Raw genomic sequence first — 25,248 nt, forward strand, 5'->3', positions numbered from 1 at the left:
TCACGCCAACAACCTACAAAGCGCCCTTGGTCGACGGAATCGCATCCGCCTTGCGCGGGTCGGTCTCGACCGCGTCGCGCAACGCGCGGGCGACGGCCTTGAAGGCGGCCTCGGCGATGTGGTGGCTGTTGAAGCCGTGCAACTGGTCGATATGCAGGGTGATGCCGCCATGGGTCGCCAGCGCCTGAAAGAACTCGCGCACCAGTTCGGTGTCGAAACTGCCGATCTTCTGCGTCGGCAGGTCCACATTCCAGATCAGGAACGGACGCCCCGACAAGTCCAGCGCACAGCGCACCTGTGCGTCGTCCATGGGCAGGTGGCATTCTCCGTACCGGCGGATACCCTTCTTGTCGCCCAAAGCCTGCGCCAAAGCCTGACCCAGCGCGATGCCGGTATCCTCGACCGTGTGGTGATCGTCGATGTGGTAATCGCCCTTGGCCCGGATCGTCATGTCGATCAGCGAATGACGCGCCAACTGGTCCAGCATGTGATCAAAGAACCCGACGCCGGTCTCGTTGTCATACTGGCCGGTGCCGTCCAGATTGACCTGAACCGAGATCTCGGTCTCGGCGGTCTGACGGCTGATCTGAGCGCTGCGCATGGGCGAATTCCTTTTGCTACAGGGGCGCTTATAGACGCGGACGGGCGGCCTATCCAGACCGGTTTCAGCCTTCGCCGCAAACTGTTGCAGGGGATTGCACCTGCGCCCGCCCCGTGCCAGCCTGCGGGCAACTCAAATCAACAAGGTCCGGCCCATGTCCACCTGCGTTTTCATCCAGATCCGCTGCAAACCCGGCTCTACCTACAAGGTGGCCGAAGACATAGCCCTGCGCGAGATCCACTCAGAGCTTTATTCCACCAGCGGCGAATATGACTTGCTGCTGAAACTCTACATCCCCGAGACCGAAGATGTGGGTCATTACATCAACGAAAACCTGCTGGTGATTCCGGATATCGAACGATCCTTGACCACGATGACCTTCAAGGCGTTCTAGCCCAGCTCAAACGTCGTCACGCCGAAAATCCGGTCCAGATCGATATCCGGCTGATGATCGGAATACATCCGGGCGGTTTCGAACACCTTCTCAAGCCCCAGCGCATCCGCCAGCGCAAAGGCGGCGGCGTTGGGCTGCGGCATGTCGATGAACACGTCATGCGCGGCGTGATCGTCGGGGATGGCTTGCAGCACCGAGGCCAGCAGGGCCTGCGCAATCTCGGCGTTATCCGCAAATAACGGCCCGATCTTGTACCCGCTCTGACAGGGGCGCAGGGTCGCATAGCCCCTGATCACCCCACCCTCGGCAAACACGCGCGAGGCATGGCGGGACGCGCTCAGCCAGTCGCGCAGGAAGATGTCGCGCGGGGCCGGGAACATCTGCCGGTCATAGGCGGCCAGATCGTCCGACAGCCCGTCCAGCGCCGTGACCTGCGCCGACGGTTGCGCCCCAAGCGCGGCCAGAATCCCGCGTTTGGTTCCGCCAAAACGATAGTTGTTATAGGCAAAGGTAAACCCGGATTTGCGATAATTGTCCTGCTGCTCGACCACCCCGTCCAGACCCATATTGCGGCCCTTGCAATGGGCCAGCGCATGGCCTGCGATCTCAAGCCCGTGGCCGTGATGGCGGAACTCGGGCTTGACGATGTAGAACCCCAGAAACGAGAACGCATCGTCATAATTCACCGCCGAGACCGAGGCGATCATCTCGTCCTCAAGAAATCCGCCCAGAAACCCCTCGGGGTCCGTTGGGCGAAAACACTCGGCATCGTGGACACCCGGGTTCCACCCCTCGCGGCCCGCCCAATCGACGGCGTGCTGCACTTCGGTGGCGGTGAGGGGGCGAATGACATAATCCGACATGAGCGTAGCCTTGCAATCTGCGTTGCAATCAACATGGCGCAACGCTCAGCAAAGAACCAGCATGTTCGGGAATGGTTGGTATCTGGAGCGGGCGAGGCGATTCGAACGCCCGACCCTAACCTTGGCAAGGTTATGCTCTACCCCTGAGCTACGCCCGCATCAGATACTATGTCGGTCCAAAGACCTCTCAATGGAGCGGGCGAGGCGATTCGAACGCCCGACCCTAACCTTGGCAAGGTTATGCTCTACCCCTGAGCTACGCCCGCGCCGTTGAGTGAGGAGGGATTTATAAAGTCCCACGCAAGCCTGCAAGCGGAAAACGCACCTGCAGGAAAATTTCTTTTCTTGCGACGGAATTCAGCCGGACCTGCGTTGAACCTCTAGACAGGGCTAAAAAGTTCGAGGTGACAGGTGAAAAACAAAGAGACATTCAAAATCGCGACCTTGGCTATTCTGATGGCCGTCGCCGCGATTGTGACCCATGTTGTGCCGGAACCGGAGGCCAACGTTCAGTTGTGGCAATCGGCGAGTACGGTGATGTCCGGGCGTCTGGCGGGGTGATACCCTGCCACCCGACCGACCATCGTTCAGAGCGCCATCACCAGATTGATGATGGCTGCAATCAGGATGGCTGTGAAGGTCAGCACCATGCCGATCTGGCGCAGAATGACGACCTGAGGGGTCTTGCCAAACCCATAGGCATGGCACAGCCGCCCGGCCAACAGGCACAACCCCAGCAGGTTCACCAGCAGGCCGCCGGCCCCCTGCAACTCGACCATCGCGATCAGCAGCAGCGCGAAGGGCGCGTATTCGGCAAAGTTGGAATGGGTCCGCATCGCCTTGAGCATCGCAGCATCGCCAGAATCGCCATAGGAAATCTTGTGGCTCCGCCGGGTATTGATGACCCAGCCGCTGAGGCCGACATAGATGATCGCCAGCAGCGCGGCGTAGATCGGAGTGATCGACAGCATTTTTCCCTCCCTGGTCACGAAACAGGCCGCCCGGATGTCCGGACGGCCCGCAGATCAGTCATTAAACTAGATCGGTCACTCCAGTTCGACCAGTAGGTCCTTGGCGTCAATCTGGCCGCCCGGCTGCACGTGGACGGCTTTGACAACCGCGTCACGCTCGGCGTGGATGCCGGTTTCCATCTTCATCGCCTCGATGGTCAGCAGCAGGTCGCCCTCGTGTACTTCCTGACCGGCGGTCACGGCCACGGTGGCCACAACCCCAGGCATCGGCGCGCCGATATGGTTGGGATTGCCTACCTCGGCCTTGGGCCGTTGCGCCGTTGACGCCTTGACCAGACGGTTCGGCACCCGGATCACGCGGGGCTGGCCGTTGAGTTCGAAGAATACTTTGACTTCGCCTTTCTCATCGGTCTCGCCAATGGCCTGACAGCGGATTTCCAGCGTCTTGCCGGGGTCGATCTCGGCGGTGATCTCTTCGCCCGGCTCCATGCCGTAGAAGAAGGTGCGCGTGGGCAGGGTGCGGACCGGGCCGTAGGTCCGGTGGCGGCCCATGTAATCCAGGAACACCTTAGGGTACATAAGATAGCCGTTCAGGTCTTCGTCATCGACCTCTTTGCCTTCCATCTGCTTGGACAGATCGGCGCGCGTTGCCTCAAGATCGACCGGCGCGACATCCTTGCCGGGGCGCTCGGTGTTGGGAACCTCGTCTTTCAGCACCTTCCGGATGATCGTGTCAGGGAACCCGCCCGGAGGCTGACCCAGATTGCCGCGCATCATATCGACGACCGAGTCAGGGAAGGCCACGTCCGTCGTCGGGTTCTCAACATCGTCGCGGGTCAGGCCCTGGCTGACCATCATCAGCGCCATGTCACCAACAACCTTGGATGAGGGCGTCACCTTGACGATATCGCCGAACATCTGGTTCACGTCCGCATACATCTGAGCGACCTCGTGCCAGCGTTCCTCAAGCCCCAAGGACCGCGCCTGTGCCTTGAGGTTGGTGAACTGGCCGCCGGGCATTTCGTGCAAGTAAACCTCGGAGGCCGGGGCCTGCAGGCTGGATTCGAACGCCGCGTACTGGCCGCGCACGGCCTCGAAATAATCGCTGATCTCGCGGATCGCCTTGATGTCCAATCCGGTGTCACGCTCGGTATGGCGCAGGGCCTCGACCACCGTGCCCAGCGTTGCCTGGCTGGTGTTGCCCGAGAAGCTGTCCATCGCGCAATCCACCGCGTCCACACCCGCCTCGGAGGCCGCCAGAATGGTGGCACTGGCGATGCCTGCAGTGTCGTGGGTGTGGAAGTGGATCGGCAGGCCAACCTCTTCCTTCAGCGCCCGGATCAGGATGCGGGCCGAGGCCGGTTTCAGCAGACCGGCCATATCTTTCAGACCCAGCACATGCGCGCCTGCGTCGCGCAGTTCCTTCGCCATGCCGACATAGTATTTCAGGTCATATTTGGCGCGATCCGGATCGAGGATATCCCCGGTGTAACAAACGGTGCCTTCACAGATCTTGTCGTTCTCGACCACCGCATCCATCGCCACGCGCATGTTCTCGACCCAGTTCAGCGAGTCGAAGACGCGGAACACATCGATATTCTGCGACGCCTGACGGACAAACTCCTGCACTACGTTGTCGGGATAGTTGGTATAGCCAACCCCGTTCGCCCCGCGCAGCAGCATCTGGGTCATCAGGTTCGGCATCCCTTCGCGCAGGTCGCGCAGGCGTTGCCACGGGCATTCCTGCAGGAACCGATAGGCCACATCAAAGGTCGCACCGCCCCAGCATTCAACGCTGAACAACTGCGGCAAGTTCGCCGCATAGCTGGGCGCGACCTTGATCATGTCGATCGAGCGCATCCGGGTTGCCAGCAGCGACTGGTGGCCGTCCCGCATTGTGGTGTCGGTGATCAGCAACTGTCGCTGCGCCTTCATCCAGTCGGCCACGGCCTGCGGGCCCTTCTGCTCCAGCAGGTTGCGGGTGCCCATTTTGGGCTCACCCTTCAACGCTGGGGGCTTGGCCTCTTTCAGGTCCGGCCGGGGCATCGGGCGGTCCTTGGTTTCAGGATGCCCGTTCACCGAGATGTCGGCGATATAGGTCAGAACCTTGGTGCCCCGGTCGCGGCGCTTCTTGAACTGGAACAGGTCTGCCGTCTCGTCGATGAACTTGGTAGTGTATTCATTCGACAGAAAAGTCGGGTGTTTCAGCAGGTTCTCGACAAAGGCGATGTTGGTGGAAACGCCGCGCACGCGGAATTCGCGCAGCGCGCGGTCCATCCGCGCAATGGCCTTTTCGGGGGTCGGAGCCCATGCGGTGACCTTGGTCAGGAGCGAGTCATAATACCTGGTGATTACCCCGCCCGCATAAGCGGTGCCGCCGTCCAGACGAATGCCCATGCCGGTGGCCGAGCGATAGGCGGTGATGCGGCCATAATCGGGGATGAAGTTGTTCAGCGGGTCCTCGGTGGTCACGCGTGTTTGCAGGGCGTGGCCGTTCAGGCGGATGTCGTCCTGGCTGGCTTTGCCGGTGGCTTCGGCCAGGGTCTTGCCTTCGGCGATCAGAATTTGCGCCTGAACGATATCGATGCCGGTGACTTCTTCAGTGACGGTATGTTCCACCTGCACCCGGGGATTGACCTCGATGAAGTAGAATTTGCCCGAGTTCATATCCATCAGGAACTCTACCGTGCCTGCGCATTCATAGTTCACATGGGCGCAGATGCGGCGGCCAAGTTCGCAAATCTCGGTCCGCTGTTCGTCGGTCAGATACGGGGCTGGGGCGCGTTCAACCACCTTTTGATTGCGGCGCTGGACCGAGCAGTCGCGTTCATAGAGGTGATAAATCTCACCATGTTTGTCGCCCAGAATTTGCACCTCAACATGGCGGGCGCGGGTGATCATCTTTTCGAGATAGCCCTCGCCGTTGCCAAAGGCGGCCTCGGCCTCGCGGCGGCCTTCCAGCACTTTTTCTTCCAATTCGTCTTCCGACAGGATCGGGCGCATGCCGCGCCCACCGCCACCCCAGGACGCTTTCAGCATCAGCGGATAGCCGATCTCGGCGGCTTCTTTGCGAATGGCATCCATGTCATCGCCCAGAACCTCGGTCGCGGGGATGACCGGAACGTCAGCGGCAATTGCCACCTTCCGCGCGCTGGCCTTGTCGCCAAGCGCGCGCATGGTTTCGGCCTTGGGACCAATGAAGGTGATGCCGTTTTGCACACAGGCGTCCACGAAATCGGGGTTTTCTGACAGCAGGCCATAGCCGGGATGGATCGCGTCTGCGCCACATTCCTTGGCGACACGGATGATTTCATCAATGCTCAGATAGGCGGCAACCGGCCCCATTCCTTCGCCAATCCGATAAGCCTCATCCGCTTTGAACCGGTGCAGGCCCAGCTTGTCTTCTTCGGCAAAGACAGCCACGGTGCGTTTGCCCATCTCATTCGCGGCGCGCATGACGCGGATGGCAATCTCGCCCCGATTGGCGATCAGGATCTTTTTGAAGTCAGTCATTTCTCGTCCCGGTCCTGTTAGTTTGGCCGTATTGGTGGGCGGACAATACGCGCAGGTACAAGGGTTCTTCTGGGCAGAACCGGCATGTTACCGCTCGCAAACGCCGCTTATATGCGCAAGCTTAATACACACGCTGCGCTGCAGCATCAATCCTGATGTCCGGGCAGCGCATCTTTTCCAAGGTTTGAACACCCAATTGGCCCATATTGGCGAGGATATCCTGACGCAGGATATCTGTAACATGTGCTGGCCCATGCTGCCCCAGCGCCGCCAGCCCATACAGAAACGCTCGGCCCAGCATGACGAAATCCGCCCCCAGCGCAAAGGCGCGCAGAAGGTCCAGCCCGCCCTCGACGCCGCTGTCGAAGATCAGGGGCAGGTCCGTGGCCGAACGGATTGCGGGCAGGACGTCGATGCTTGCCGGAGCTCCGTCAAATTGCCGCCCACCGTGATTCGATATCCACAGGGCGTCAATTCCAGCCTGTTTCAGCCTGTCGGCATCCTCGGCGCGCAAAACGCCTTTGACTATGAAGGGCCCTTCCCAGTTGTCCCGCAACCACTTGACATAGTCCATGTCCGGAGATGTGCGCAGCAGATATCCGATATGCGCCGTCGGGGGCAGATCCACCGAGTTGTCGATGTATTTGTCCAGCGTGCGCATATGCGGCACCCCGCTTTGCGCCATCCCGATGGCCCAGGCCGGGCGCAGGGCAATCTGGGCCAGCAGGCGGGGCGTCAGTTTGGGCGGCTGCCGTAGGCCCGAACGGGTTTGCCGCTCACGCCGTGAGGCCACGGGAACATCCGCCGTCAGAACCAACGTGCGGAACCCGGCCTCTTTGGCCCGGCGCAGCATGTCGGTGCGTATCTCCGGGTCTCGCGGTGGATAAAGCTGAAACCAGGCGTCCTCACCGATATGCGGGGCCAGATCCTCGGGTGTCTGACTGGCGACGGTGGATAAGGTATAGGGAATTCCCGACGATTTGGCGGCGCGCGCCAGATGCCCTTCTGCATCCGGCCAGACCAGCCCGGACATGCCAATCGGTGCAATGCCGAAGGGCAGGGGATAATCCTGTCCCAAAAACTGCACCCTGGTACTGTAATCCAGTTCGCCATGCAGGATCGATGGTGTGAACCCGACCCGGTCCAACGCATCGCGATTTCGTTGCCGGGCCTGTTCCGCCCCGGTTCCGCTGTCAATGTAGTCCCAGACAAACCGAGGCAACCTGCGCCGCGCGCGGCGCTTCAAATCTGCGATACCGGGATAAACACTGTGCAGGTCCATGGGGATTGATCCGACCTGCACCGCGATTCGGCAAGGTCTCAGGCGGCAGACGCCGGAGGCCGGGTCTTTGTTGCCACGTTTTCATGGGTCTTGGCTTGGTCTTCCGGGCCCGATCCGTTGGCCACCTGAACCTGGTTGCGCCCCTTGTCCTTGGCGGCATACAGCGCATCATCCGCGGCCCGCATCAAATCCTGCGGCATCGCCCCATGCACCGGATAGTGCGCCACCCCGACCGAGATGGTGATGCGCGGCAGCGACTTCTCGCCATACCGGACCGAGACCGCCTCGACCGCCTGCCGCAGCTGCTCGGCGCGGGTCATGGCGTCGTCGGGGCTGTTGTCGGGCAGGATCAGCATGAACTCTTCCCCGCCGATGCGGCAGGCGATCTCATCCCGATCGCAGCCCTGTTCCAGTGCCGAGCCCACCGCCCGCAGGACCATATCGCCCGCGTCATGGCCGTGTGTGTCGTTGAATTTCTTGAAATGATCCACATCCACCGCAATCAAGCTCAGCGCGGCGCCTGTCTGCTGGCTGCGGCTAATCGATTTGCGCAGCGTGTCGGTCATGTGGCGACGGTTGAACAGCCCGGTCAGCGGGTCGCGCACCGACTGGTCATGCAACTGATCGCGCATCTGCACATTGGCAATTGCCATGCTGATCTGTTCCGCGCACAGCCGCGCCAGCTTCTTGCTGTCGTGAAACGCCGTGCCGCTGCCTTCATGCGCGCGCAGATGCAGCAAGCCCACCGTTTCACCATGGGCGAGAATGGGGAAGCAGAAATAGGGCCGCCCGTCATGCGGTTCGGCATGTTCGCAGACGAAATCAATCTCGGACGCTCCGAATTCATAGGTCCGCCCGCGGCGCAGGCCCCAGCACCCCTCGGGGTGGATATGCGCCTTGTGCGACCCGCCATTCCAACTGGCACAGCCATCCAGCACATCGCGCGAGTTCGAGTACACATACACGCTGCCCTCGGCCTCGGGCAGGATATGGGTCATGAAACGTGACACCATATCAAAGAGCTCATCCAGAGACCGGCTGGATTGCAGCCATTCATTCAACTCTCCCAGCAAGCGCACCTCGCGCGCCAGCCGCAACTGATCGTCCATCAGCTCCCGCTCTTTGATCGCGCGGTTTTTCAGGCCGCGCAGCTGCAGCCGGTTGCTGCGAAACACCACCGCCGCAACCGTCAGGATGGTGCCGATCATCAGGCAACCGACCAGCGCCAGCAGCGGGCGGATCTGCCCCAGAAGCGCAACCCGCAGGTCGCTGACATCGGTGAAGAACTGCACCGCGCCCAGATAGGCCCCGCCATTGGTGACCGGGGCCACCGTCTCGGCCACGTCCCGGGTCTGGTCCGACCGGCTGAGCGCGGCGGTCTCGGCATGCAGCACCTCCAGCGCGGATTGCTGCGACAGCGCGTAGAAAATACGCCCTTTCAGCGTGTCGTCGCGGCGGTCGACCGTCAGGGCGGGCGCGTGGCTGTGCGGTCCGGCCGAGGACCAGATGGCGCGCCCGGTCGCATCATAGACTTGCATCCGGAACACATCCGTCGCCCCCAGAAACCGTTTGAGGATGGTGGCCTCATCCGCGTTGATCTGGCCGGTCGAGAACTCAAGCTGAAAATCGGGCATCAGCACCGAGATATGGCTTTCCCAGACCTCGGCCCGGTGCCGCACCTCGGCCTCGATCATGCGATCGACCAGCGGATCGGCCCCTTTGACCGAGATCCACCCGGCAAGCCCGACAACACACAACAGGCCCGCGCCCGTGATCAGACGTACAAAGACACGCCCCAGAGTTTCTTTCTTTCGACCGTCCACCGAACCAATCCCCATATGCTCCTGCCCACAAGGTCGGGGGTTTTCTTTGAAAAATCGTTAAGGTGCGGCCTTGCCCGGGCCATCCGGTTGCGAAATTTTATGAAATTGAGCGCGAACAAGCCGTGAACAAACCCTTCCCCTCGGCGCTGATCCGGCGTAGTTTGGACCCATGAGCAGTTTTGACGAAATGGACGCCTTCGAGGGCGCATCGCTGTCGGCGCGGGCGATGCCTGCGGCCTCGGTGGACTATCTGAGCGACCTCAACCCGGCGCAGCGCGAAGCGGTGGAACGGCTGGATGGCCCGGTGCTGATGCTGGCGGGTGCCGGGACGGGCAAGACCAAGGCGCTGACCGCGCGGATCACCCATCTGCTCAGGACCCATCGGGTGCGCGAGAATGAAATCCTCGCCGTGACTTTCACCAACAAAGCCGCGCGCGAGATGAAACAGCGCGTTGGCCGCATGCTGGGCCGCCCCGCCGAAGGGATGCCGTGGCTGGGCACATTCCACGCGATCTGCGTCAAGCTGCTGCGGCGTCATGCGGAACTGGTGGGGTTGAAATCGAACTTCACCATTCTGGACACAGACGACCAGAAGCGGTTGCTGAAACAGCTGACGCAGGCGGCCAATATCGACGACAAACGCTGGCCAGCGCGGATGCTGGCCGGGATCATCGACGATTGGAAAAACCGAGCGCTCACGCCCGACAAAGTGCCCGCCGCGGATGCGGGGGCCTTCAATCACAAGGGCATCGAACTTTACGCCCAATACCAGACGCGCCTGCGCGAGTTGAACGCGGTGGATTTCGGCGACCTGCTGCTGCACATGGTCACGATTTTCCAGACCCACCCGGACGTGTTGGAGCAATACCAGCGCTGGTTCCGCTACATCCTAGTGGACGAGTATCAGGATACCAACGTCGCCCAGTACCTCTGGCTGCGCCTGCTGGCCGGGGGGCACAAGAATATCTGCTGCGTGGGCGATGATGATCAGTCGATCTATGGCTGGCGCGGGGCCGAGGTGGGCAACATCCTGCGGTTTGAAAAGGATTTTCCCGGCGCTTTTGTGGTCCGGCTGGAACAGAACTATCGCTCGACCCCGCATATTCTGGCGGCTGCGTCGAATGTGATTCGTGGCAATGAAAGCCGCTTGGGCAAAGAGCTTTGGACTGACCGACAAGAAGGCGAAAAGGTTCGCCTGATCGGCCATTGGGATGGCGAGGAAGAGGCGCGCTGGATCGGCGAGGAAATCGACGCGATGCAGGGCGGGACGCGGGGTGTGCGGCCGATGAACCTCGATGAGATCGCCATTCTCGTGCGCGCCTCGCATCAGATGCGGGCGTTTGAGGATCGGTTTCTGACCATCGGCCTGCCGTATAGGGTGATCGGCGGCCCTCGGTTCTATGAGCGGATGGAGATTCGCGATGCCATGGCCTATTTCCGGCTGGTGGTCAGCCCCGAGGATGATCTGGCCTTCGAGCGGATCGTAAACACGCCCAAACGCGGCCTTGGCGACAAGGCGCAGCAGACCATTCAGGTGGTGGCGCGGGAAAACGGTGTGTCCTTGGTCGAGGGCGCGCGGATTGCGGTCGATAACGGGTTGATCAAGGGCAAAGGCGGCAAGGCGCTGCGCGAGTTGATCGACGGGTTGGCGCGGTGGAATGCGATGACGCGCGGACCTCGGATCGAAGTGGATGATGATACGGTGATCGACGATGGCGTCTCGCCCATCCGCTATGGCGCGCCCGAACACACGCATATCGAGCTGGCGCAGATCGTTTTGGACGAATCCGGCTATACGGCCCATTGGCAGAACGAAAAGACGCCCGAAGCCCCGGGGCGGTTGGAGAACCTCAAGGAACTGGTCAACCAGTTGGACAATTTCGAGAACCTGCAAGGGTTCCTGGAGCATGTCAGCCTGGTGATGGACAATGAGCAGGACGGCGACGGGGCCAAGGTCTCGATCATGACGCTGCATGCGGCCAAGGGGCTGGAGTTTCCCGCCGTGTTCCTGCCGGGGTGGGAGGACGGGTTGTTCCCGTCTCAGCGCTCGATGGACGAATCCGGGCTCAAGGGTTTGGAAGAGGAACGGCGGCTGGCCTATGTGGGCATCACCCGCGCGGAAGAGGTCTGCACCATTTCCTTCGCGGCCAACCGGCGGGTGTTTGGCCAGTGGCAGAATTCCATGCCCTCACGCTTTATCGACGAATTGCCCGAGGATCATGTGGAGGTCCTGACGCCTCCGGGCCTTTATGGCGGCGGGCAGGTTACAGCCAGTATCGAGACCCGCGCAGCCGAGGCGAACGTCTATAACTCGCCCGGCTGGAAGCGGATGCAGGCGCGGCAGGGGCAGTATGGGATGTCTCAGCCCAAGGAAAGCCGCAATACGGTGATTGATGCGACCGCGGTGGCCAGTTTCACGCTGGGCGAGCGGGTGTTTCATCAGAAATTCGGCTATGGCGCGGTGACGGGGATCGAGGGCGACAAGGTCGAGGTCGATTTCGACAAGGCAGGGACGAAGAAAGTGGTGTCCCGTTTCCTGGCGGCCAAGGACGACGTGCCGTTCTGACCTCTAGAGTCCTTCGACCAGCACCAGATTCGCCGTTGCTGTCTTTTGCCTGATCTTGGCCAGCGCAACATAGTCCGGATCGTCTTTCCACGCGCGGGCTGCGGCCATGTCCGGGAATTCCATCAGGACGATTCCGTTTTCTGCCCAACTGCCTTCGATCACCTCGACGGGTTTTGACGAAATGGTCAGCAGGCGACCGCCGTGCCTGTCAAAGATCGGCATGAAGCCTTCCAAGTATTTCTGATAGCCGTCCGGGTCGTGAATGGAAATCTGGGCGATGAAATAGGCGGCCATGAGAGACTCCTGATAAATCGTTCACGGCCCCAGCTTACATCTTGTGTGCAAAAAACGAAAAACGGCGGTTCCCAGGGAGGAGGAAGGGGAACCGCCGTTCTTTTCTACATCAAGGCAGGGAGGAGGAGAGCCCCGATGTATACGAACCCGGGTTTGAGCCCGGTATGAGGAAGACGCGGCGACGTCAGGGAGGAGGAGACGTCGCCGCGTGCTTTCAACATCAGGGCAGGGAGGAGGAAGCCCCGATGTGTCAGGTTCCGGCGATCAAGGCCGGTATAAGGTGCGGCAACGTCAGGGAGGAGGAGAGACGTTGCCGCTGATTACAGACCCAGGGAGGAGGAGGGTCTGATCTCAGTTGTCTTGCTGGCGCTTAGCGCGCCGAGAAGTCTTCGACCGCCTGAACGGCCAGGCTGCGGATCATCGAACGGTTCAGGCCCAGGTCGGCCAGTTCGCGGTTTGACAGCGAAGACAGTTCGTTAACCGTCTGGCGGTACAGGCGATACCGTGCGATCCGTGTTTTTGCCGCCTCGATCACCGATGCAAACCCGCTTGCATGTGTGCCCTTCAGCACCGAGGTATTGGTTGCCACTGCCATGTCCGTCATCCGTAAAACTTGTTGTTGCCGGTTCAGTCCGGCGCTTGCTTGAGATTGAAAATAGGCAAATGCTGCAATTGCACAATAGGCCGCGTTATCAATGCTGCTATGCAGCAAATGCATGGTTATCATGGGGTTGAGCGTCGCTGACTGAATAAGCCTTAAAAATATATGATTTCTGGTCCGTAGGTGAGGTCTGGATGTTCAGTGATTTCTGTTGGCGCAAACAAAACGCCCCATGTTTGGGCGCATTTTTCTAAAATTTGTGCATGTCGAATGCAGGGATTTTGACCAGCTTACGTAAGGTAAATCCGCGTCCTGAGCTGTGTGGGAAACCATGGGCCGAGGTTCTGAGTCGTGCTTTTTCGCGCGTTGAGGGCTCTTGATTCGGGTGATTTCGGGTGGGAATTGTCCGCTCAGGCTAACCTTTTTCACGGGTTCTCAGATTTTCGGGAATTTATGGGAAAAATTGGTCACGCGACTTTAGTCCCATATGTTGTGTTTAAAGTTCCACTTCTGCACATATAAGGTGTATTGGTTTAAGTTTCCTTTTGAAATGGGAGTGTTTAAACTGACTCTGTGCTCATGTGGAATAAAAATTCCTGTTGATTTCCATGATTTCCCATGTCATCCCTTAGATACCCGATGAGGGCGAGGACAGTTAAAGGGGCACCAAACGACCCCGGACCAAAAGAAAAACAGGTTTCGTACAGGCATCTCGCTTTCATCACTCAACAGATCCGGCGCGCGGGCGAGCAGACATCCCCCCAGGTGGCGCGTGCAGCTGGACATCCCGCTTAGCGGGTCAATGCGGCGGGTTGATCAGTGGCAGCAGATCAACCCGCCGTTTTTCATCCGGGGGGAACGTGAATTTTAAGGTGGGGCGCAAGCGAAAGGGACAGTCGTCTTGGCGCGCAGGTTCAGAGGTGAAAGCCACCATAAGGTGGACACGAAGGGCAGGGTCTCGATCCCGGCCTCGTTTCGCCGTGTGCTTGAAGCGTCCGATCCCAACTGGCAGCCCGGTGACAATCCTGAGCTTGTGATTGTCTATGGCGACCATCGCCGCAAATACCTTGAATGCTATACCATGCAGGCGATTGACGAGGTCGACGCCAAGATCGACGCTTTGCCGCGGGGCTCGATGCAGCGCCGGATGCTGCAGCGTCTGTTCCACGGTCAGTCCTTCCCGACCAATGTTGATGAAACCGGTCGTCTGGTCCTGCCCGCCAAGCTGCGTACCAAGATCGGCCTTGAGGGCGAGGCGTTCTTTATCGCCGCCGGGGACACGTTCCAGATCTGGAAACCCGAGACCTATGAGGCCGACGAACTGGCTGCGACCGAGGAATGGCTGGACGATCTGCCTGAGGATTTCGATCCGATGCAGTATCTTGACGGCATCGGGGATGGGTGACGGCATGGCCGGCGCTCAGACCTCATCGAACCCTCACATCCCTGTTCTATTGCGTCCGTTGCTGGCTGCCGTGGCACCCGTGTCTGGCGTCTGGCTGGACGGCACATTCGGCGCGGGCGGCTATACGCGGGGTTTGCTTGAGGCCGGGGCCGAGAAGGTCATCGGGGTGGATCGCGACCCTCTGGCTTTTGACATGGCCGCCGATTGGGTCGGGGATTATGGCGACCGGCTGGTGATGCAGCAGGGTGTGTTTTCGCGGATGGATGAGTATGCGCAGGACCTCGATGGCGTGGTGCTGGACCTTGGTGTCTCGTCCATGCAGTTGGATCAGGCCGAACGCGGCTTTTCTTTCATGAAAGACGGCCCCCTGGATATGCGTATGAGCCAGCAGGGCGAAAGCGCCGCTGATCTGGTGAATACGGCGACCGAGGTGCAACTGGCTGATATCCTGTTCCATTTCGGCGAGGAACGCGCCAGCCGTCGCATCGCCAAATCCATCGTCAAGGCGCGGGCCGAGGAACCGATCACCACGACTCTGCGTCTGGCCGAGATCATCGAATCCTGCCTGCCGCGTCCGAAGCCGGGCCAATCGCACCCGGCAACGCGCAGCTTTCAGGGGCTGCGGATCGCGGTCAACGCTGAATATGAAGAACTGTTTCAGGGCCTTATGGCGGCTGAGCGCGCTTTAAAGCCGGGCGGGCAGTTGGCCGTTGTGACCTTTCATTCTATCGAGGATCGGATGGTCAAGCGGTTCTTCCAATCGCGCGCAGGCAAGACGGGTCGGGCCAACCGCTATGCGCCTGAGATGGAACAGGAACTGCCGCAATTCACGCTCAAGACCCGCAAGGCCGTGGGTCCGGATGAGCCGGAATTGCAGGAAAACCCGCGCGCGCGCTCGGCCAAGCTGCGCGTGGCGATACGAACTGAGGCTCCGGCGGGGGAAATTGAGGCCCGCGCCATCGGGATGCCGCAACTTGGGGGAAGGGCGAGATGAAGAGTGTTTTGTATGTGTTGACTGCCTTGGCCGTGTTCGGACTGGCGCTGTGGGCGTATCAGGAGAATTACCGGACCCAGCAGGTGGTGAAAGAAACCCAGAAGCTGCAGCGCGAGATCGGCGTGGCGCAGGTGCGGCTGGCGGTTCTGAACGCCGAATGGGCCTATCTGAACCGCCCCGACCGTCTGCGCGAACTGGCCGATCTGAACTTTGAACGTCTGGGCCTGTTGCCCCTGCGCGCCGAACAGTTTGGCCGGGCCGACCAGATCGCTTATGCCGAGGACCCGGACCTGCCCATTGTCGATCCGATTGAATTGCAGGCCATCACCAATATTCAGGCGCTGGGCGAGGTGCAGATCCCATGACCCGCACGCCGTTGCGCCCTCTGGCCCGTGTCCTCGACGCCCGCGCGCGGGGGGAGAACCCCAAGGCCATTGAGCGCGAGAACATTCGCCAGCGCCACGAGGATATGAAAGACCGCGCCCGCGCCCGCGCCGAGGGGCGGTTGCTGGTTCTGGGCCTGTTCTTCTTCTGCGCCTTCTCCGTAGTCGGTGTTCGCATGGGTATGCTGGCAACATCCGAGGCGCAGGAGCCTCTGGCCAGCGCGCCGGGTGCCGCCATCGCCATGCAGCGCGCCAATATCGTGGATCGTGAGGGGCGCATTCTGGCGACCAATCTGGATACCTATTCCGTCTATGCCCAGCCGCCCTTGATGATTGACCCGGTGGCCGCTGCCGATCAACTGGTTGCAATCTTCCCCGATCTGGAAAAAGAGCGTCTGGTCAAAGACTTCACTGGCGAACGCAAGTTCCTGTGGATCAAGAAGCGCATCTCTCCCGAACAGAAGCAGGCCGTCCACGACATCGGCGATCCAGGCATTCTGTTTGGCCCACGTGAGATGCGCCTGTACCCGAACGGTCGTCTGGCGGCGCATATTCTGGGAGGTTCGGGTTTCGGCCGCGAAGGTGTGAGCGCCGCTGAAGTGATCGGCGTCGCAGGCGTCGAGAAACAGTTCGACGACTACCTGCGCGACCCGGCCAACGGCAACAAACCGCTGCAACTGTCGCTGGACCTGACCATTCAGGCCGCTGTTGAGCAAGTGCTGTATGGCGGCATGAAGATCATGAACGCCAAGGGCGCGTCGGCGGTTCTGATGAACGCGCATACCGGCGAAGTTGTCTCGGCGGCTTCGCTGCCCTCCTTTGATCCGAATGACCGCCCGCGCCCGCCGACCTCGGGCTTTGATCCGTCGGACAGCCCTCTGTTCAACCGCTATGTACAGGGCGTGTACGAGTTGGGCTCGGTGTTCAAGATTTTCACCGCTGCGCAAGCGGTGCAACTGGGCCTGGTGAACTCGAACACCATCATCGACACGTCCGGCCCGATGAAGATCGGGCGGTTCCCGATTGGCGAGTTCAACGGCAAGAACTATGGCGAGATCAGCGTCGCGGACGTGATTGTCCACAGCTCGAACAGGGGCACCGGTCGGCTGGCACTGCAGATCGGCGCAAAACGCCAGCAGGAGTTTCTGCGCGCGCTGGGCATGTTCGAACCCACGCCGTTCGAGATTGTCGAGGCGAAGGGCGGGGAACCGCTCAAGCCCAAGAAATGGGGTGAGTTGAGCACCGTCACCATCTCCTACGGCCACGGCCTGTCGACCAGCCCGATGCATCTGGCCGCCGGATACGCGGCGATTGCCAATGGCGGGCATTATGTCAGCCCGACGATTCTGCGGAAGAACGGCCCTCAGTACGGGCCGCGGGTGCTGTCGGATAGCGCGGCATCTCAGGCGCAGAAGATGTTGCGCAAGGTTGTCACCGACGGCACTGCCAGCTTCGGCGATGTGGCGGGCTATGACGTGGCGGGTAAGACCGGCACGGCAGACAAGCCCAAGCCGCGCGGGGGTTATTATGATGACAAGGTGATTGCCACTTTCGCCACGATCTTCCCGGCTTACGATCCGAAATTTGTGCTGATCGTTACGCTGGATGAACCCTCGATCGTCGCTTATGGCGAAAAGCGTCGGACGGCTGGCTGGACGGCGGTGCCGGTGGCGGCGGAACTGATCGGGCGCATCGCCCCGTTGCTGGGTTTACGTCCCCGGCTTGAGCCTGAGGCGGGCGCTGCTATAACCCTGACCTCAAATTAGGCTGTCCAACAGAGGTGGGTCATGGGCGCAAGGACAAAGAAACTAAGCCAACTGGCCCTGACCGCGCGCGGCGGTGCCAATCCTGACATCACCGGGCTGGCCGTTGACAGCCGCGAGGTCAAAGACGGCTACCTGTTCGCAGCGCTCCCCGGCACGCGGGTTCATGGCGGCGAGTTCATTCAGTTCGCATTGCGCATGGGTGCAGCCGCAATCCTGACCGATGCCGACGGGGCTGCGATTGCTGCCGACGAACTGGCCAATTCGGACGCCGCGCTGATCGTGGTCGAAGACCCACGTCAGGCGCTGGCCGGATGCGCTGCGCTGTGGTTTGGCGCGCAGCCGCAGACCATCGTGGCCGTGACCGGAACAAACGGAAAAACCTCGGTCGCGTCCTTCGTGCGGCAAATCTGGACCGAGCTTGACCACGCCGCCGTCAACCTCGGCACCACCGGGGTCGAGGGCGCATGGACCGCTCCGCTGGCCCACACCACGCCCGAGCCGATCACCCTGCATCGCTGCCTTGCAGAGGCGGCCGAGAACGGCGTGACCCACGCGGCGATGGAGGCGTCATCGCACGGGTTGGAACAGCGCCGTCTGGACGGGGTGCATCTGACGTCGGCGGGGTTCTCGAACTTCACGCAGGACCATCTGGACTATCACGAAACGTTCGAGGCTTACTTTAATGCCAAGGCGGGTCTGTTCGACCGGGTTCTGCCGCAGGACGGAACGACTGTGGTTAACCTCAGCGATCCCAAGGGCGCGCAGGTTCGGAAAATCGCCGAGGCGCGCGGGCAGGAGGTTCTGACCGTTGGGCTGGGCGATGCCGACTTGTGCCTGATCCGCCAAAGGTTCGATGCCACTGGTCAAGACTTGCGCTTTTCGTGGCAGGGCAAACCCTTCCAGACTCGCCTGAATCTGATCGGAGGGTTTCAGGCCGAGAACATTCTGCTGGCCTGTGGTCTAGTGATCGCCACCGGGGATGATCCGGAGCGGGTGTTCGAGACCCTGCCGCACCTGACAACCGTGCGGGGCCGGATGCAACTGGCCGCGACCCGCGAAAACGGCGCGGCGGTGTTCGTGGATTACGCCCACACGCCCGACGCGGTGGCCACCGCGCTGAAAGCGCTGCGCCCGCATGTGATGGGTCGCCTGATTGCCATCGTCGGCGCAGGCGGCGACCGCGATGCCACCAAGCGCCCGCTGATGGGGCAGGCGGCAGCAAGGCATGCCGATGTGGTTTTTGTCACCGACGACAACCCCCGCAGCGAAGACCCCGCCACCATCCGCGCCGCCGTTATGGAAGGCGCGCTCGGGGTGGACGCGACCGTCAGTGTGACCGAGGTCGGCGACCGCGCCGAGGCTATTCTGCGCGGCATCGACGCCCTGCAACCCGGCGATGCGCTGCTGATCGCTGGCAAGGGCCATGAAACCGGCCAGATCGTCGGCGATCAGGTGCTGCCCTTTGACGATGTTGAACAAGCCAGCATCAGTGTCGCGGCTTTGGATGGGAGAGTCGCATGACGCTTTGGACTGCCGCCGAGGCTGCTGAGGCGACCGGAGGACGCGCCACAACCGACTGGCAGGCCAATGGCGTGTCGATTGACACCCGGACTCTGCAACCCGGTGACCTGTTCGTCGCCCTCAAGGCCGCGCGGGACGGGCATGATTTCGTGGCTCAGGCGTTGGAAAAGGGCGCGGGGGCGGCGCTGGTGTCGCGTGTTCCGGAAGGCGTTTCCGAGGACGCGCCGTTGTTGATCGTTGAGGACGTGCAGACGGGGCTTGAGGCGCTGGGGCAGGCCGCCCGTACCCGCACTGATGCGCGGGTGGTTGCGGTGACCGGCAGTGTCGGCAAGACCTCGACCAAAGAAATGCTGGCCAACATACTGGAGACGCAAGGAAAAACCCATGCCAGCGTGGCAAGTTACAACAATCATTGGGGCGTGCCGTTGACGTTGGCGCGGATGCCCCGTGATACGGAATTCGCCGTGATCGAGATCGGCATGAATCACCCCGGCGAGATCGCTCCGCTGGCCCGTCAGGCTCGCCCGCATGTGGCGCTGGTTACGACGGTTGCGGCAGTGCATCTTGAGGCGTTCGACTCGGTTGCCGGTATCGCCCACGAAAAGGCGGCAATCTTCGATGGGCTGGAAACTGGCGGTGCGGCCATCGTAAACGCGGATATCGAACACGCGGACATCCTGCGCCAGATTGCGCGGGAGCAGGGCGCGGGGATCGTCGATTTTGGTCGTGAGGCCGCGGTCTATCGTCTGAAGGATGTGACGCAAGGATCGGATTCGGTGCACGCGAATGCGTCGGTCGGAGACGCGCAGATCAGTTTCGACGTTCAGTCGGCGGGCATGCATTTCGCCATGAACGCGCTGGGTGCGCTGGCGTCTTGCGTCGAATTGGGTGTCGATCTGGAGGAGGCCATCGACGGCCTGCGCCAGTGGTCGCCCGTCAAAGGGCGCGGCGTGCGCGAGACGCTGCCGCTTGCAGGTGGGCAGATCGAGCTGTTGGATGACAGCTATAACGCCAATCCAACCTCGATGGAGGCTGCGCTGGACGTGCTGGCCGTGTCGCAAGGCGACCGCCGGATCGCTTTTCTGGGGGACATGAAAGAACTGGGCGCGCAGGAACACGCTATGCATGCGGATATGGCAAAGGTCGGGGCGATGGCGAAGGTCGATCAGGTTCACTGCATCGGTCCACTGATGCAGGCGTTGCACGACGCGCTGCCGGACGACAAGCGCGGTCTTTGGTTCGACACCAGCGCCGAGATGGCCGAACACTTACCGGAGCTTATTCGGCCGGGCGATACTGTTCTTGTCAAAGGCTCGCTCAGCATGGCGCTGGCGAAGATTGTTGACGCTCTGCGGAAAATGGGGCAAGGGGGCGCGCTTGATTGATGCCCGTACCCGCGACCGCTGCGTGAGAAAGGTTTTGCGATGCTCTATTGGTTGACCGCCTTGTCGGACGGAGGGGATTTCTGGAACCTCTTCCGTTACATCACGTTCCGCGCTGGTGGTGCCTTTATGACCGCGCTGGTCTTTGGGTTCCTGTTCGGCAAACCGCTGATCAACGTGCTGCGCAAGAAGCAGGGCAAGGGCCAACCGATCCGCGATGACGGGCCAGAGGGGCATTTCTCGAAAGCCGGAACGCCGACGATGGGCGGTTTGCTGATCGTGGGCGCGCTGGTGACATCGACGCTAATCTGGGCGCGGTGGGACAATCCCTATGTCTGGATGGTGCTGTTCGTGACGCTGGCATATGCCGCCATCGGGTTTGCTGACGATTACGCCAAGGTGTCGAAGCAGAATACCCAAGGCGTATCCGGCAAGATGCGGCTGGCGCTGGGCATCATCATTGCGGCGCTGGCGGCGTTGTGGGCCACTTTGCATCACCCTGACGCGCTGCAAAGTCAGTTGGCGGTGCCGGTGCTGAAAGATACGCTGATCAATCTGGGGATTTTCTACATCCCGTTCTCGATTGTGGTGATCGTCGGGGCCGCGAATGCGGTGAACCTGACTGACGGGCTGGACGGGCTGGCGATCATGCCTGCGATGATCGCGGCCTCGACCCTCGGGATCATCGCCTATGCGGTGGGCCGCGTCGACTTTACCGAATATCTGGACGTGCACTACGTGCCGGGAACGGGTGAGATTTTCATCTTCACCTCGGCGCTTTTTGGCGCGGGGCTTGGATTCTTATGGTACAACGCCCCTCCGGCGGCTGTGTTCATGGGCGATACCGGGTCACTGGCGCTGGGTGGTGCCTTGGGCGCAATCGCCGTTGCCACCAAGCACGAGCTTGTGCTGGCCGTGGTGGGCGGCTTGTTCGTGGTCGAGGCGCTGAGCGTGATCATCCAGGTGCTTTACTTCAAACGAACCGGCAGGCGCGTGTTCCTGATGGCCCCGATTCATCACCATTATGAGAAAAAGGGCTGGGCCGAGCCGACGATTGTGATCCGGTTCTGGATCATCTCGCTGATCCTGGCGATGGTTGGGTTGGCGACGCTGAAAGTCCGGTAGCTCTCCCGCCAGGTTCGGCGGACCTGCGGTCCGCTTGCCACCTGTTGGGCCGGGCTCGCGCTGGCGCGCGAGCCTTTGGCGCTCTTGCCAATCCGCGTGTCTTCGGTGCAGTGTCGCGGCGCATTCGAATACATGGACAAGGTGGGCAGCATGATCCCGGTCAAAGGGTTTTCAGGGCAGAAGGTTGCGGTTCTGGGGCTGGGCCGGTCGGGTCTGACGACGGCGCGGGCATTGCGCGCAGGCGGGGCCGAGGCGATCTGCTGGGATGACAACCCCGCGGCAAGAGAGGCGGCAGAGGCCGAGGGCTTCCACTGTGCCGATCTGCGCCGACACGGCGCGTTTGACGGGATCGCGACGCTGATCGTGTCGCCGGGTATTCCGCATCTCTACCCCGAACACAACCCGGTTGTGGCCGCCGCGCTTGAGGCGGGCGTGCCGGTGGACAACGATATCGGCCTGTTCTTCCGCTCGTTCTCTGGCCCGGAGTGGAACAACTTTGATACGCCGCCCCGGGTGATTGCCGTGACGGGTTCGAACGGTAAATCCACCACGGCGGCGCTGATCCATCACATTCTGACCGCAGCCGGGCGCGAGGCGCAGCTGGCCGGGAATATAGGGCGCGGGGTTCTGGATATCGACCCGGGCTCGGACGGGTCGGTGGTGGTTCTTGAACTCAGCAGCTATCAGACCGAACTGGCGCGCTCTCTGACGCCGGATGTGGCGGTTTTCACCAATCTCTCGCCGGATCATCTGGACCGCCATGGCGGGATGGGTGGGTACTTCGCCGCCAAGCGCCGCCTGTTTGCCGAAGGCGGACCCGACCGGGCCGTGATCGGTGTGGATGAGGCTGAGGGGGCCTTTCTGGCCGGGCAATTGTCCGAAGGGCCAGCGGATGACCGGGTGATCCGTATCTCGGTCGCGCGCAAACTGACCGGGCCGGGATGGCAGGTTTTCGCCCGCAAGGGATTTTTGTCGGAGTACCGCAAGGGCCGCCAGACCGGATCGATCGACCTGCGCGCGATCAAGGGACTGCCCGGTACTCATAACCACCAGAACGCCTGCGCGGCCTATGCGGCCTGCCGGTCGCTGGGTCTGGCACCGCGCGTGATCGAGGATGCGCTGCACAGCTATCCGGGCCTTCCACACCGCAGCCAGATCATCGCCGAGGCCAAGGGTGTGACCTATGTGAACGACTCCAAGGCCACCAATGTGGACAGCGCGGCCAAGGCGCTCAGCGCGTTCAAAAAGATCCGCTGGATCTGCGGTGGGCTGGAGAAAGAGGGCGGGATTGCCGCCTTGAACGGGGCCGCGACCGAGGTTCTGAAAGCCTATGTGATTGGCCGCGAGGCCGCGAAATTCGCCATGCAGCTTGAGGCGGACGCGCAGGTCTGCACCACGATGGAGGCCGCCGTCGAACAGGCCATGGCGGATGCAGAGCCGGGCGAAACTGTGCTGCTGGCCCCGGCTGCGGCCAGCTTTGACCAGTACGACAGTTTTGAAAAGCGCGGGGACGACTTCACGGCGCAGGTGCGACAAAGGTTGGCATAGTCCCGTTCTTGCAATCACTTGCCGGTCACTTAAGTTTTTTAGCTATCAGCTTGACGCGCATCGGGATTTGGGATTGCGTCAAAGGCAGTTCAAAAAAGGGGTGCCGGATATGTCTGCACGCAAGTTTTTCTTTGTCCTTCCTGTGGTTGCGCTGGCCGGGGCCTGCGCCAATACCGGGGCGAATTATGTCCCGATCATCGACGGTCCGGTCGGGCCGAACTATCAGTCCGATCTGGCGAACTGTCAGGCTTTGGCGCGCACGCAGCCGACGCTGGACAGCAATACCGCAGGTGCTGCGGCCATTGGCGCGGCCGGTGCGGCAGCAACCACGGCGATTATCGACAACAGCGCCAGCGATCTGGGTCGCGCAGCGGCTGCTGGCGCGCTGATCGGTGCCGGGGCAAGCGCGGTCAACAACACGCAGAACCAGGCCGTGATCGTGCGCAACTGCATGCGCGGACGGGGCTACAACGTCGTAGGTTAACGCGCCGCGATGGCCGTTCCGGCGGCGTGGCCCGAGGACCACGCCCACTGGAAGTTGTAGCCACCCAGCCAGCCGGTGACATCCACCGCTTCGCCAATGACATAGAGGCCGGGGACCTCCCTGGCCTCCATCGTTTTCGACGACAGATCATCGGTGTCGATCCCGCCCAGCGTGACCTCGGCGGTGCGGTACCCTTCGGTGCCCGATGGGGTTAGCTGCCAGTCGGACAAAGCGGCGGTGAAGTCGGTCAGCGCCGCGTCGGACTGGTCGGCCAGATTGCCCTGCATGGAGATTTCATTGCTCAGGTACTCCACCAGCCGCGCGGGCAGGTGACGAGCCAGTTCGGTAGTCAGCGCCTTGCGGCCACCGCTTTGTCGCTGATCGCGCAGCAGGTCGTAGAGCGGCAGGTTGGGGATCAGGTTGACCCGGATCGCTTCACCCTCGCGCCAGTAGGAGGACAATTGCAGCACCGACGGGCCGCTGAGGCCGCGATGGGTGAACAGCAGCGCCTCGTCAAAGCTGGTGCGGTCGTTTGACAGCCGCGCGGGCAGAGAAACGCCGGACAGGTCCTTGAACCGGCCCTCGGAAAAAGTGAAGGGCACCAGCGCGGCGCGTGTCTCGGTCAGGCGTAGTCCGAATTGTCGCGCGATGTCATAGGCCAATCCGGTCGCGCCCATCTTGGGGATCGATTTGCCGCCGGTGGCCAGCACCAGATTGCGGCAAGTGAGGGGGACGCGCTGCTCCTCACGCTCGACCTCCAATGCGAAGCTGTCTTCGGTCTTTCGCAAGTCCTTCAATTCAGTCCGAACCCATAGCTTAGCCCCGGCACGGTCCATTTCATCCAGCAGCATCTGGATGATCTGTTTCGAGGACGCGTCGCAGAACAATTGTCCCAGCGTTTTCTCATGCCACGCGATGCCATGGCGGTTCACCAGATCAACAAAATCCCACTGGGTGTACCGCGCCAGAGCGGATTTGCAGAAATGCGGGTTCTGCGACAGGAAGTTGGCAGGCCCCGCATACATATTGGTGAAATTGCACCGCCCACCGCCCGAGATGCGGATCTTCTCACCCGGAGCCTTGGCGTGGTCGATCACCAAAACACGCCCGCCGCAATGGGCCGCGCACATCATACCGGCTGCCCCGGCCCCTAGGATGATCGTGTCATAGGTCATGCGCGGGGGATGGCGGGGATTGCAGCGGAAGGCAAGGAAAAGTCGCGGACATCATGTGGTCTGGCCGCGGTTGCTGAACTCAGCGTGTTTGCCAGCCGTTGGAACAAGCGACAGCCACCGTGAACCGCCAGCCATCCTCTGTTTTTCGGGCCACATAATGCCCATCAATAGCCTCAAGCAGCGATCCGTCGTGCTTCAACCTGTTGACGTCTTTTGCGTCCACAATGGCGATTCCGTCACCGCAAAGTTGGGCCTCAACGGCACCAATTGTTGTGTGGCTAAACCCGGCCTGTTCCAGCCCGTCGAACACCTTGGTAAGTAGCGCGACCAAAGCTGCCCGGTCGGGCAGGGCGATGGCCCCTGCGGGAAGAATGAACATTGCAGGTTCGTCAAAACAGGCCGCAACACCTTCCAGATCACGGTTATTCCAGCAGGTCAGGTACTCAGAGAACAAATTTTGCGCTTCGCTGGAAATACTGCCCATATGAACCTCCGGTAACAAACTAACTTGTGAGGTTTACTGTACCGGGAGTGTCCCACAGGAACAACGCAGCGCA

Annotated in this window: 22 protein-coding genes and 2 tRNA genes; 12 read left to right on the top strand and 12 right to left on the bottom strand. The window is 61.3% G+C overall.

The features are described from left to right. Positions 1-13 precede the first annotated feature (13 nt). Positions 14-601: an imidazoleglycerol-phosphate dehydratase HisB gene (gene hisB, locus ACR0JN_RS01335; protein ID WP_480883644.1), complete on the bottom strand. Its 588-nt coding sequence runs from the start codon at positions 599-601 to the stop codon at positions 14-16. Between the two features lie 154 nt (positions 602-755). Here hisB and ACR0JN_RS01340 point away from each other — a divergent pair, with 154 nt between their 5' ends. Beyond that, on the top strand, positions 756-995 hold the full coding sequence (locus tag ACR0JN_RS01340; RefSeq protein WP_480816581.1) for an Lrp/AsnC ligand binding domain-containing protein: 240 nt from the start codon (positions 756-758) through the stop codon (positions 993-995). Here ACR0JN_RS01340 and ACR0JN_RS01345 read toward each other — a convergent pair. The 3 genes from ACR0JN_RS01345 to ACR0JN_RS01355 form a co-directional block, all read right to left on the bottom strand. Next, entirely contained in the window at positions 992-1,858 is an 867-nt protein-coding gene (locus ACR0JN_RS01345; RefSeq protein ID WP_480883646.1) for a GNAT family N-acetyltransferase, read from the bottom strand. The two genes, ACR0JN_RS01340 and ACR0JN_RS01345, sit on opposite strands and share 4 nt — an antisense overlap. A gap of 83 nt (positions 1,859-1,941) precedes the next feature. After that, positions 1,942-2,016, bottom strand: a tRNA-Gly gene (locus ACR0JN_RS01350). 33 nt (positions 2,017-2,049) lie between these two features. Further along, a tRNA-Gly gene (locus tag ACR0JN_RS01355) sits at positions 2,050-2,124 on the bottom strand. A gap of 145 nt (positions 2,125-2,269) precedes the next feature. Here ACR0JN_RS01355 and ACR0JN_RS01360 point away from each other — a divergent pair. Next, on the top strand, positions 2,270-2,419 hold the full coding sequence (locus ACR0JN_RS01360) for a hypothetical protein (protein ID WP_480883647.1): 150 nt from the start codon (positions 2,270-2,272) through the stop codon (positions 2,417-2,419). A gap of 26 nt (positions 2,420-2,445) precedes the next feature. On the opposite strand, the gene ACR0JN_RS01365 is transcribed toward ACR0JN_RS01360, so the two are convergent. The 4 genes from ACR0JN_RS01365 to ACR0JN_RS01380 form a co-directional block, all read right to left on the bottom strand. Continuing rightward, positions 2,446-2,829, bottom strand: coding sequence for an MAPEG family protein (locus ACR0JN_RS01365; RefSeq protein WP_480883649.1), 384 nt, complete (start codon positions 2,827-2,829; stop codon positions 2,446-2,448). A 75-nt stretch (positions 2,830-2,904) separates the two neighbouring features. Continuing rightward, the gene (locus ACR0JN_RS01370; RefSeq protein WP_480883651.1) at positions 2,905-6,342 is read right to left on the bottom strand and encodes a pyruvate carboxylase; all 3,438 of its coding nucleotides are present in this window, start codon (positions 6,340-6,342) and stop codon (positions 2,905-2,907) included. A 121-nt stretch (positions 6,343-6,463) separates the two neighbouring features. Next, positions 6,464-7,624 (bottom strand): alpha-hydroxy acid oxidase, encoded by a 1,161-nt coding sequence (locus ACR0JN_RS01375; RefSeq protein WP_480883653.1) that lies wholly within the window; start codon positions 7,622-7,624, stop codon positions 6,464-6,466. 38 nt (positions 7,625-7,662) lie between these two features. Continuing rightward, a complete protein-coding gene (locus ACR0JN_RS01380; protein ID WP_480883655.1) occupies positions 7,663-9,462 on the bottom strand; it encodes a sensor domain-containing diguanylate cyclase in 1,800 nt (599 codons plus the stop codon). A 154-nt stretch (positions 9,463-9,616) separates the two neighbouring features. Between ACR0JN_RS01380 and ACR0JN_RS01385 the strand changes: the two genes are divergently transcribed. Then, complete coding sequence (locus tag ACR0JN_RS01385) at positions 9,617-12,013, top strand: ATP-dependent helicase (protein WP_480883657.1); 2,397 nt, start codon at positions 9,617-9,619, stop codon at positions 12,011-12,013. Between the two features lie 3 nt (positions 12,014-12,016). On the opposite strand, the gene ACR0JN_RS01390 is transcribed toward ACR0JN_RS01385, so the two are convergent. Together ACR0JN_RS01390 and ACR0JN_RS01395 are read right to left on the bottom strand one after the other, a co-directional pair. Beyond that, positions 12,017-12,307 (bottom strand): DUF1330 domain-containing protein, encoded by a 291-nt coding sequence (locus ACR0JN_RS01390; protein ID WP_480816574.1) that lies wholly within the window; start codon positions 12,305-12,307, stop codon positions 12,017-12,019. A 370-nt stretch (positions 12,308-12,677) separates the two neighbouring features. Continuing rightward, a complete protein-coding gene (locus ACR0JN_RS01395) occupies positions 12,678-12,902 on the bottom strand; it encodes a DUF1127 domain-containing protein (RefSeq protein ID WP_480816573.1) in 225 nt (74 codons plus the stop codon). Positions 12,903-13,809: 907 nt separating this feature from the next. On the opposite strand from ACR0JN_RS01395, the gene mraZ reads away from it, so the two are divergent. The 9 genes from mraZ (at position 13,810) to ACR0JN_RS01440 (ending at position 23,516) form a co-directional block, all read left to right on the top strand. Beyond that, positions 13,810-14,313: a division/cell wall cluster transcriptional repressor MraZ gene (gene mraZ / locus ACR0JN_RS01400; RefSeq protein WP_480816572.1), complete on the top strand. Its 504-nt coding sequence runs from the start codon at positions 13,810-13,812 to the stop codon at positions 14,311-14,313. A 4-nt stretch (positions 14,314-14,317) separates the two neighbouring features. Further along, positions 14,318-15,307, top strand: a complete 990-nt coding sequence (rsmH, locus tag ACR0JN_RS01405; RefSeq protein WP_480883658.1) for a 16S rRNA (cytosine(1402)-N(4))-methyltransferase RsmH — start codon at positions 14,318-14,320, stop codon at positions 15,305-15,307. Then, the gene (gene ftsL, locus ACR0JN_RS01410; RefSeq protein ID WP_480612991.1) at positions 15,304-15,672 is read left to right on the top strand and encodes a cell division protein FtsL; all 369 of its coding nucleotides are present in this window, start codon (positions 15,304-15,306) and stop codon (positions 15,670-15,672) included. The genes rsmH and ftsL overlap by 4 nt, the downstream gene beginning before the upstream one ends. After that, a complete protein-coding gene (locus tag ACR0JN_RS01415; protein WP_480883660.1) occupies positions 15,669-17,456 on the top strand; it encodes a peptidoglycan D,D-transpeptidase FtsI family protein in 1,788 nt (595 codons plus the stop codon). The genes ftsL and ACR0JN_RS01415 overlap by 4 nt, the downstream gene beginning before the upstream one ends. Before the next feature lie 21 nt (positions 17,457-17,477). Continuing rightward, entirely contained in the window at positions 17,478-18,977 is a 1,500-nt protein-coding gene (locus tag ACR0JN_RS01420) for a UDP-N-acetylmuramoyl-L-alanyl-D-glutamate--2,6-diaminopimelate ligase (RefSeq protein WP_480883662.1), read from the top strand. After that, positions 18,974-20,362 carry a UDP-N-acetylmuramoyl-tripeptide--D-alanyl-D-alanine ligase gene (locus ACR0JN_RS01425; RefSeq protein WP_480883664.1) on the top strand — a complete coding sequence of 463 codons (1,389 nt, stop codon included), beginning with the start codon at positions 18,974-18,976 and terminating at the stop codon, positions 20,360-20,362. The genes ACR0JN_RS01420 and ACR0JN_RS01425 overlap by 4 nt, the downstream gene beginning before the upstream one ends. Positions 20,363-20,401: 39 nt before the next feature. Further along, complete coding sequence (mraY, locus tag ACR0JN_RS01430; protein WP_480816567.1) at positions 20,402-21,484, top strand: phospho-N-acetylmuramoyl-pentapeptide-transferase; 1,083 nt, start codon at positions 20,402-20,404, stop codon at positions 21,482-21,484. 150 nt (positions 21,485-21,634) lie between these two features. Next, positions 21,635-23,032: a UDP-N-acetylmuramoyl-L-alanine--D-glutamate ligase gene (gene murD / locus ACR0JN_RS01435; protein ID WP_480883666.1), complete on the top strand. Its 1,398-nt coding sequence runs from the start codon at positions 21,635-21,637 to the stop codon at positions 23,030-23,032. A gap of 109 nt (positions 23,033-23,141) precedes the next feature. After that, positions 23,142-23,516: a glycine zipper family protein gene (locus ACR0JN_RS01440; RefSeq protein ID WP_480816565.1), complete on the top strand. Its 375-nt coding sequence runs from the start codon at positions 23,142-23,144 to the stop codon at positions 23,514-23,516. Here ACR0JN_RS01440 and ACR0JN_RS01445 read toward each other — a convergent pair. Next, positions 23,513-24,691 (bottom strand): BaiN/RdsA family NAD(P)/FAD-dependent oxidoreductase, encoded by a 1,179-nt coding sequence (locus tag ACR0JN_RS01445; RefSeq protein ID WP_480883668.1) that lies wholly within the window; start codon positions 24,689-24,691, stop codon positions 23,513-23,515. The genes ACR0JN_RS01440 and ACR0JN_RS01445 overlap by 4 nt on opposite strands. A gap of 79 nt (positions 24,692-24,770) precedes the next feature. Next, positions 24,771-25,175 carry a nuclear transport factor 2 family protein gene (locus ACR0JN_RS01450; RefSeq protein ID WP_480883670.1) on the bottom strand — a complete coding sequence of 135 codons (405 nt, stop codon included), beginning with the start codon at positions 25,173-25,175 and terminating at the stop codon, positions 24,771-24,773. Positions 25,176-25,248 lie beyond the last annotated feature (73 nt).

Source organism: Ruegeria sp. G12 (assembly GCF_056533565.1).

What these genes read in the sequence shown, in the direction of transcription:
- ACR0JN_RS01415 (WP_480883660.1), top strand. Translation starts at nt 15,669, where the DNA reads ATGACCCGCACGCCGTTGCGCCCTCTGGCCCGTGTCCTCGACGCCCGC.
- ACR0JN_RS01340 (WP_480816581.1), top strand. Translation starts at nt 756, where the DNA reads ATGTCCACCTGCGTTTTCATCCAGATCCGCTGCAAACCCGGCTCTACC.
- ftsL (WP_480612991.1), top strand. Translation starts at nt 15,304, where the DNA reads ATGAAGAGTGTTTTGTATGTGTTGACTGCCTTGGCCGTGTTCGGACTG.
- mraY (WP_480816567.1), top strand. Translation starts at nt 20,402, where the DNA reads ATGCTCTATTGGTTGACCGCCTTGTCGGACGGAGGGGATTTCTGGAAC.
- ACR0JN_RS01395 (WP_480816573.1), bottom strand. Translation starts at nt 12,902, where the DNA reads ATGGCAGTGGCAACCAATACCTCGGTGCTGAAGGGCACACATGCAAGC.
- hisB (WP_480883644.1), bottom strand. Translation starts at nt 601, where the DNA reads ATGCGCAGCGCTCAGATCAGCCGTCAGACCGCCGAGACCGAGATCTCG.
- ACR0JN_RS01440 (WP_480816565.1), top strand. Translation starts at nt 23,142, where the DNA reads ATGTCTGCACGCAAGTTTTTCTTTGTCCTTCCTGTGGTTGCGCTGGCC.
- ACR0JN_RS01375 (WP_480883653.1), bottom strand. Translation starts at nt 7,624, where the DNA reads ATGGACCTGCACAGTGTTTATCCCGGTATCGCAGATTTGAAGCGCCGC.
- murD (WP_480883666.1), top strand. Translation starts at nt 21,635, where the DNA reads ATGATCCCGGTCAAAGGGTTTTCAGGGCAGAAGGTTGCGGTTCTGGGG.
- ACR0JN_RS01365 (WP_480883649.1), bottom strand. Translation starts at nt 2,829, where the DNA reads ATGCTGTCGATCACTCCGATCTACGCCGCGCTGCTGGCGATCATCTAT.
- ACR0JN_RS01445 (WP_480883668.1), bottom strand. Translation starts at nt 24,691, where the DNA reads ATGACCTATGACACGATCATCCTAGGGGCCGGGGCAGCCGGTATGATG.
- ACR0JN_RS01370 (WP_480883651.1), bottom strand. Translation starts at nt 6,342, where the DNA reads ATGACTGACTTCAAAAAGATCCTGATCGCCAATCGGGGCGAGATTGCC.
- ACR0JN_RS01345 (WP_480883646.1), bottom strand. Translation starts at nt 1,858, where the DNA reads ATGTCGGATTATGTCATTCGCCCCCTCACCGCCACCGAAGTGCAGCAC.
- rsmH (WP_480883658.1), top strand. Translation starts at nt 14,318, where the DNA reads ATGGCCGGCGCTCAGACCTCATCGAACCCTCACATCCCTGTTCTATTG.
- ACR0JN_RS01450 (WP_480883670.1), bottom strand. Translation starts at nt 25,175, where the DNA reads ATGGGCAGTATTTCCAGCGAAGCGCAAAATTTGTTCTCTGAGTACCTG.
- ACR0JN_RS01420 (WP_480883662.1), top strand. Translation starts at nt 17,478, where the DNA reads ATGGGCGCAAGGACAAAGAAACTAAGCCAACTGGCCCTGACCGCGCGC.
- ACR0JN_RS01380 (WP_480883655.1), bottom strand. Translation starts at nt 9,462, where the DNA reads ATGGGGATTGGTTCGGTGGACGGTCGAAAGAAAGAAACTCTGGGGCGT.
- ACR0JN_RS01390 (WP_480816574.1), bottom strand. Translation starts at nt 12,307, where the DNA reads ATGGCCGCCTATTTCATCGCCCAGATTTCCATTCACGACCCGGACGGC.
- ACR0JN_RS01425 (WP_480883664.1), top strand. Translation starts at nt 18,974, where the DNA reads ATGACGCTTTGGACTGCCGCCGAGGCTGCTGAGGCGACCGGAGGACGC.
- ACR0JN_RS01385 (WP_480883657.1), top strand. Translation starts at nt 9,617, where the DNA reads ATGAGCAGTTTTGACGAAATGGACGCCTTCGAGGGCGCATCGCTGTCG.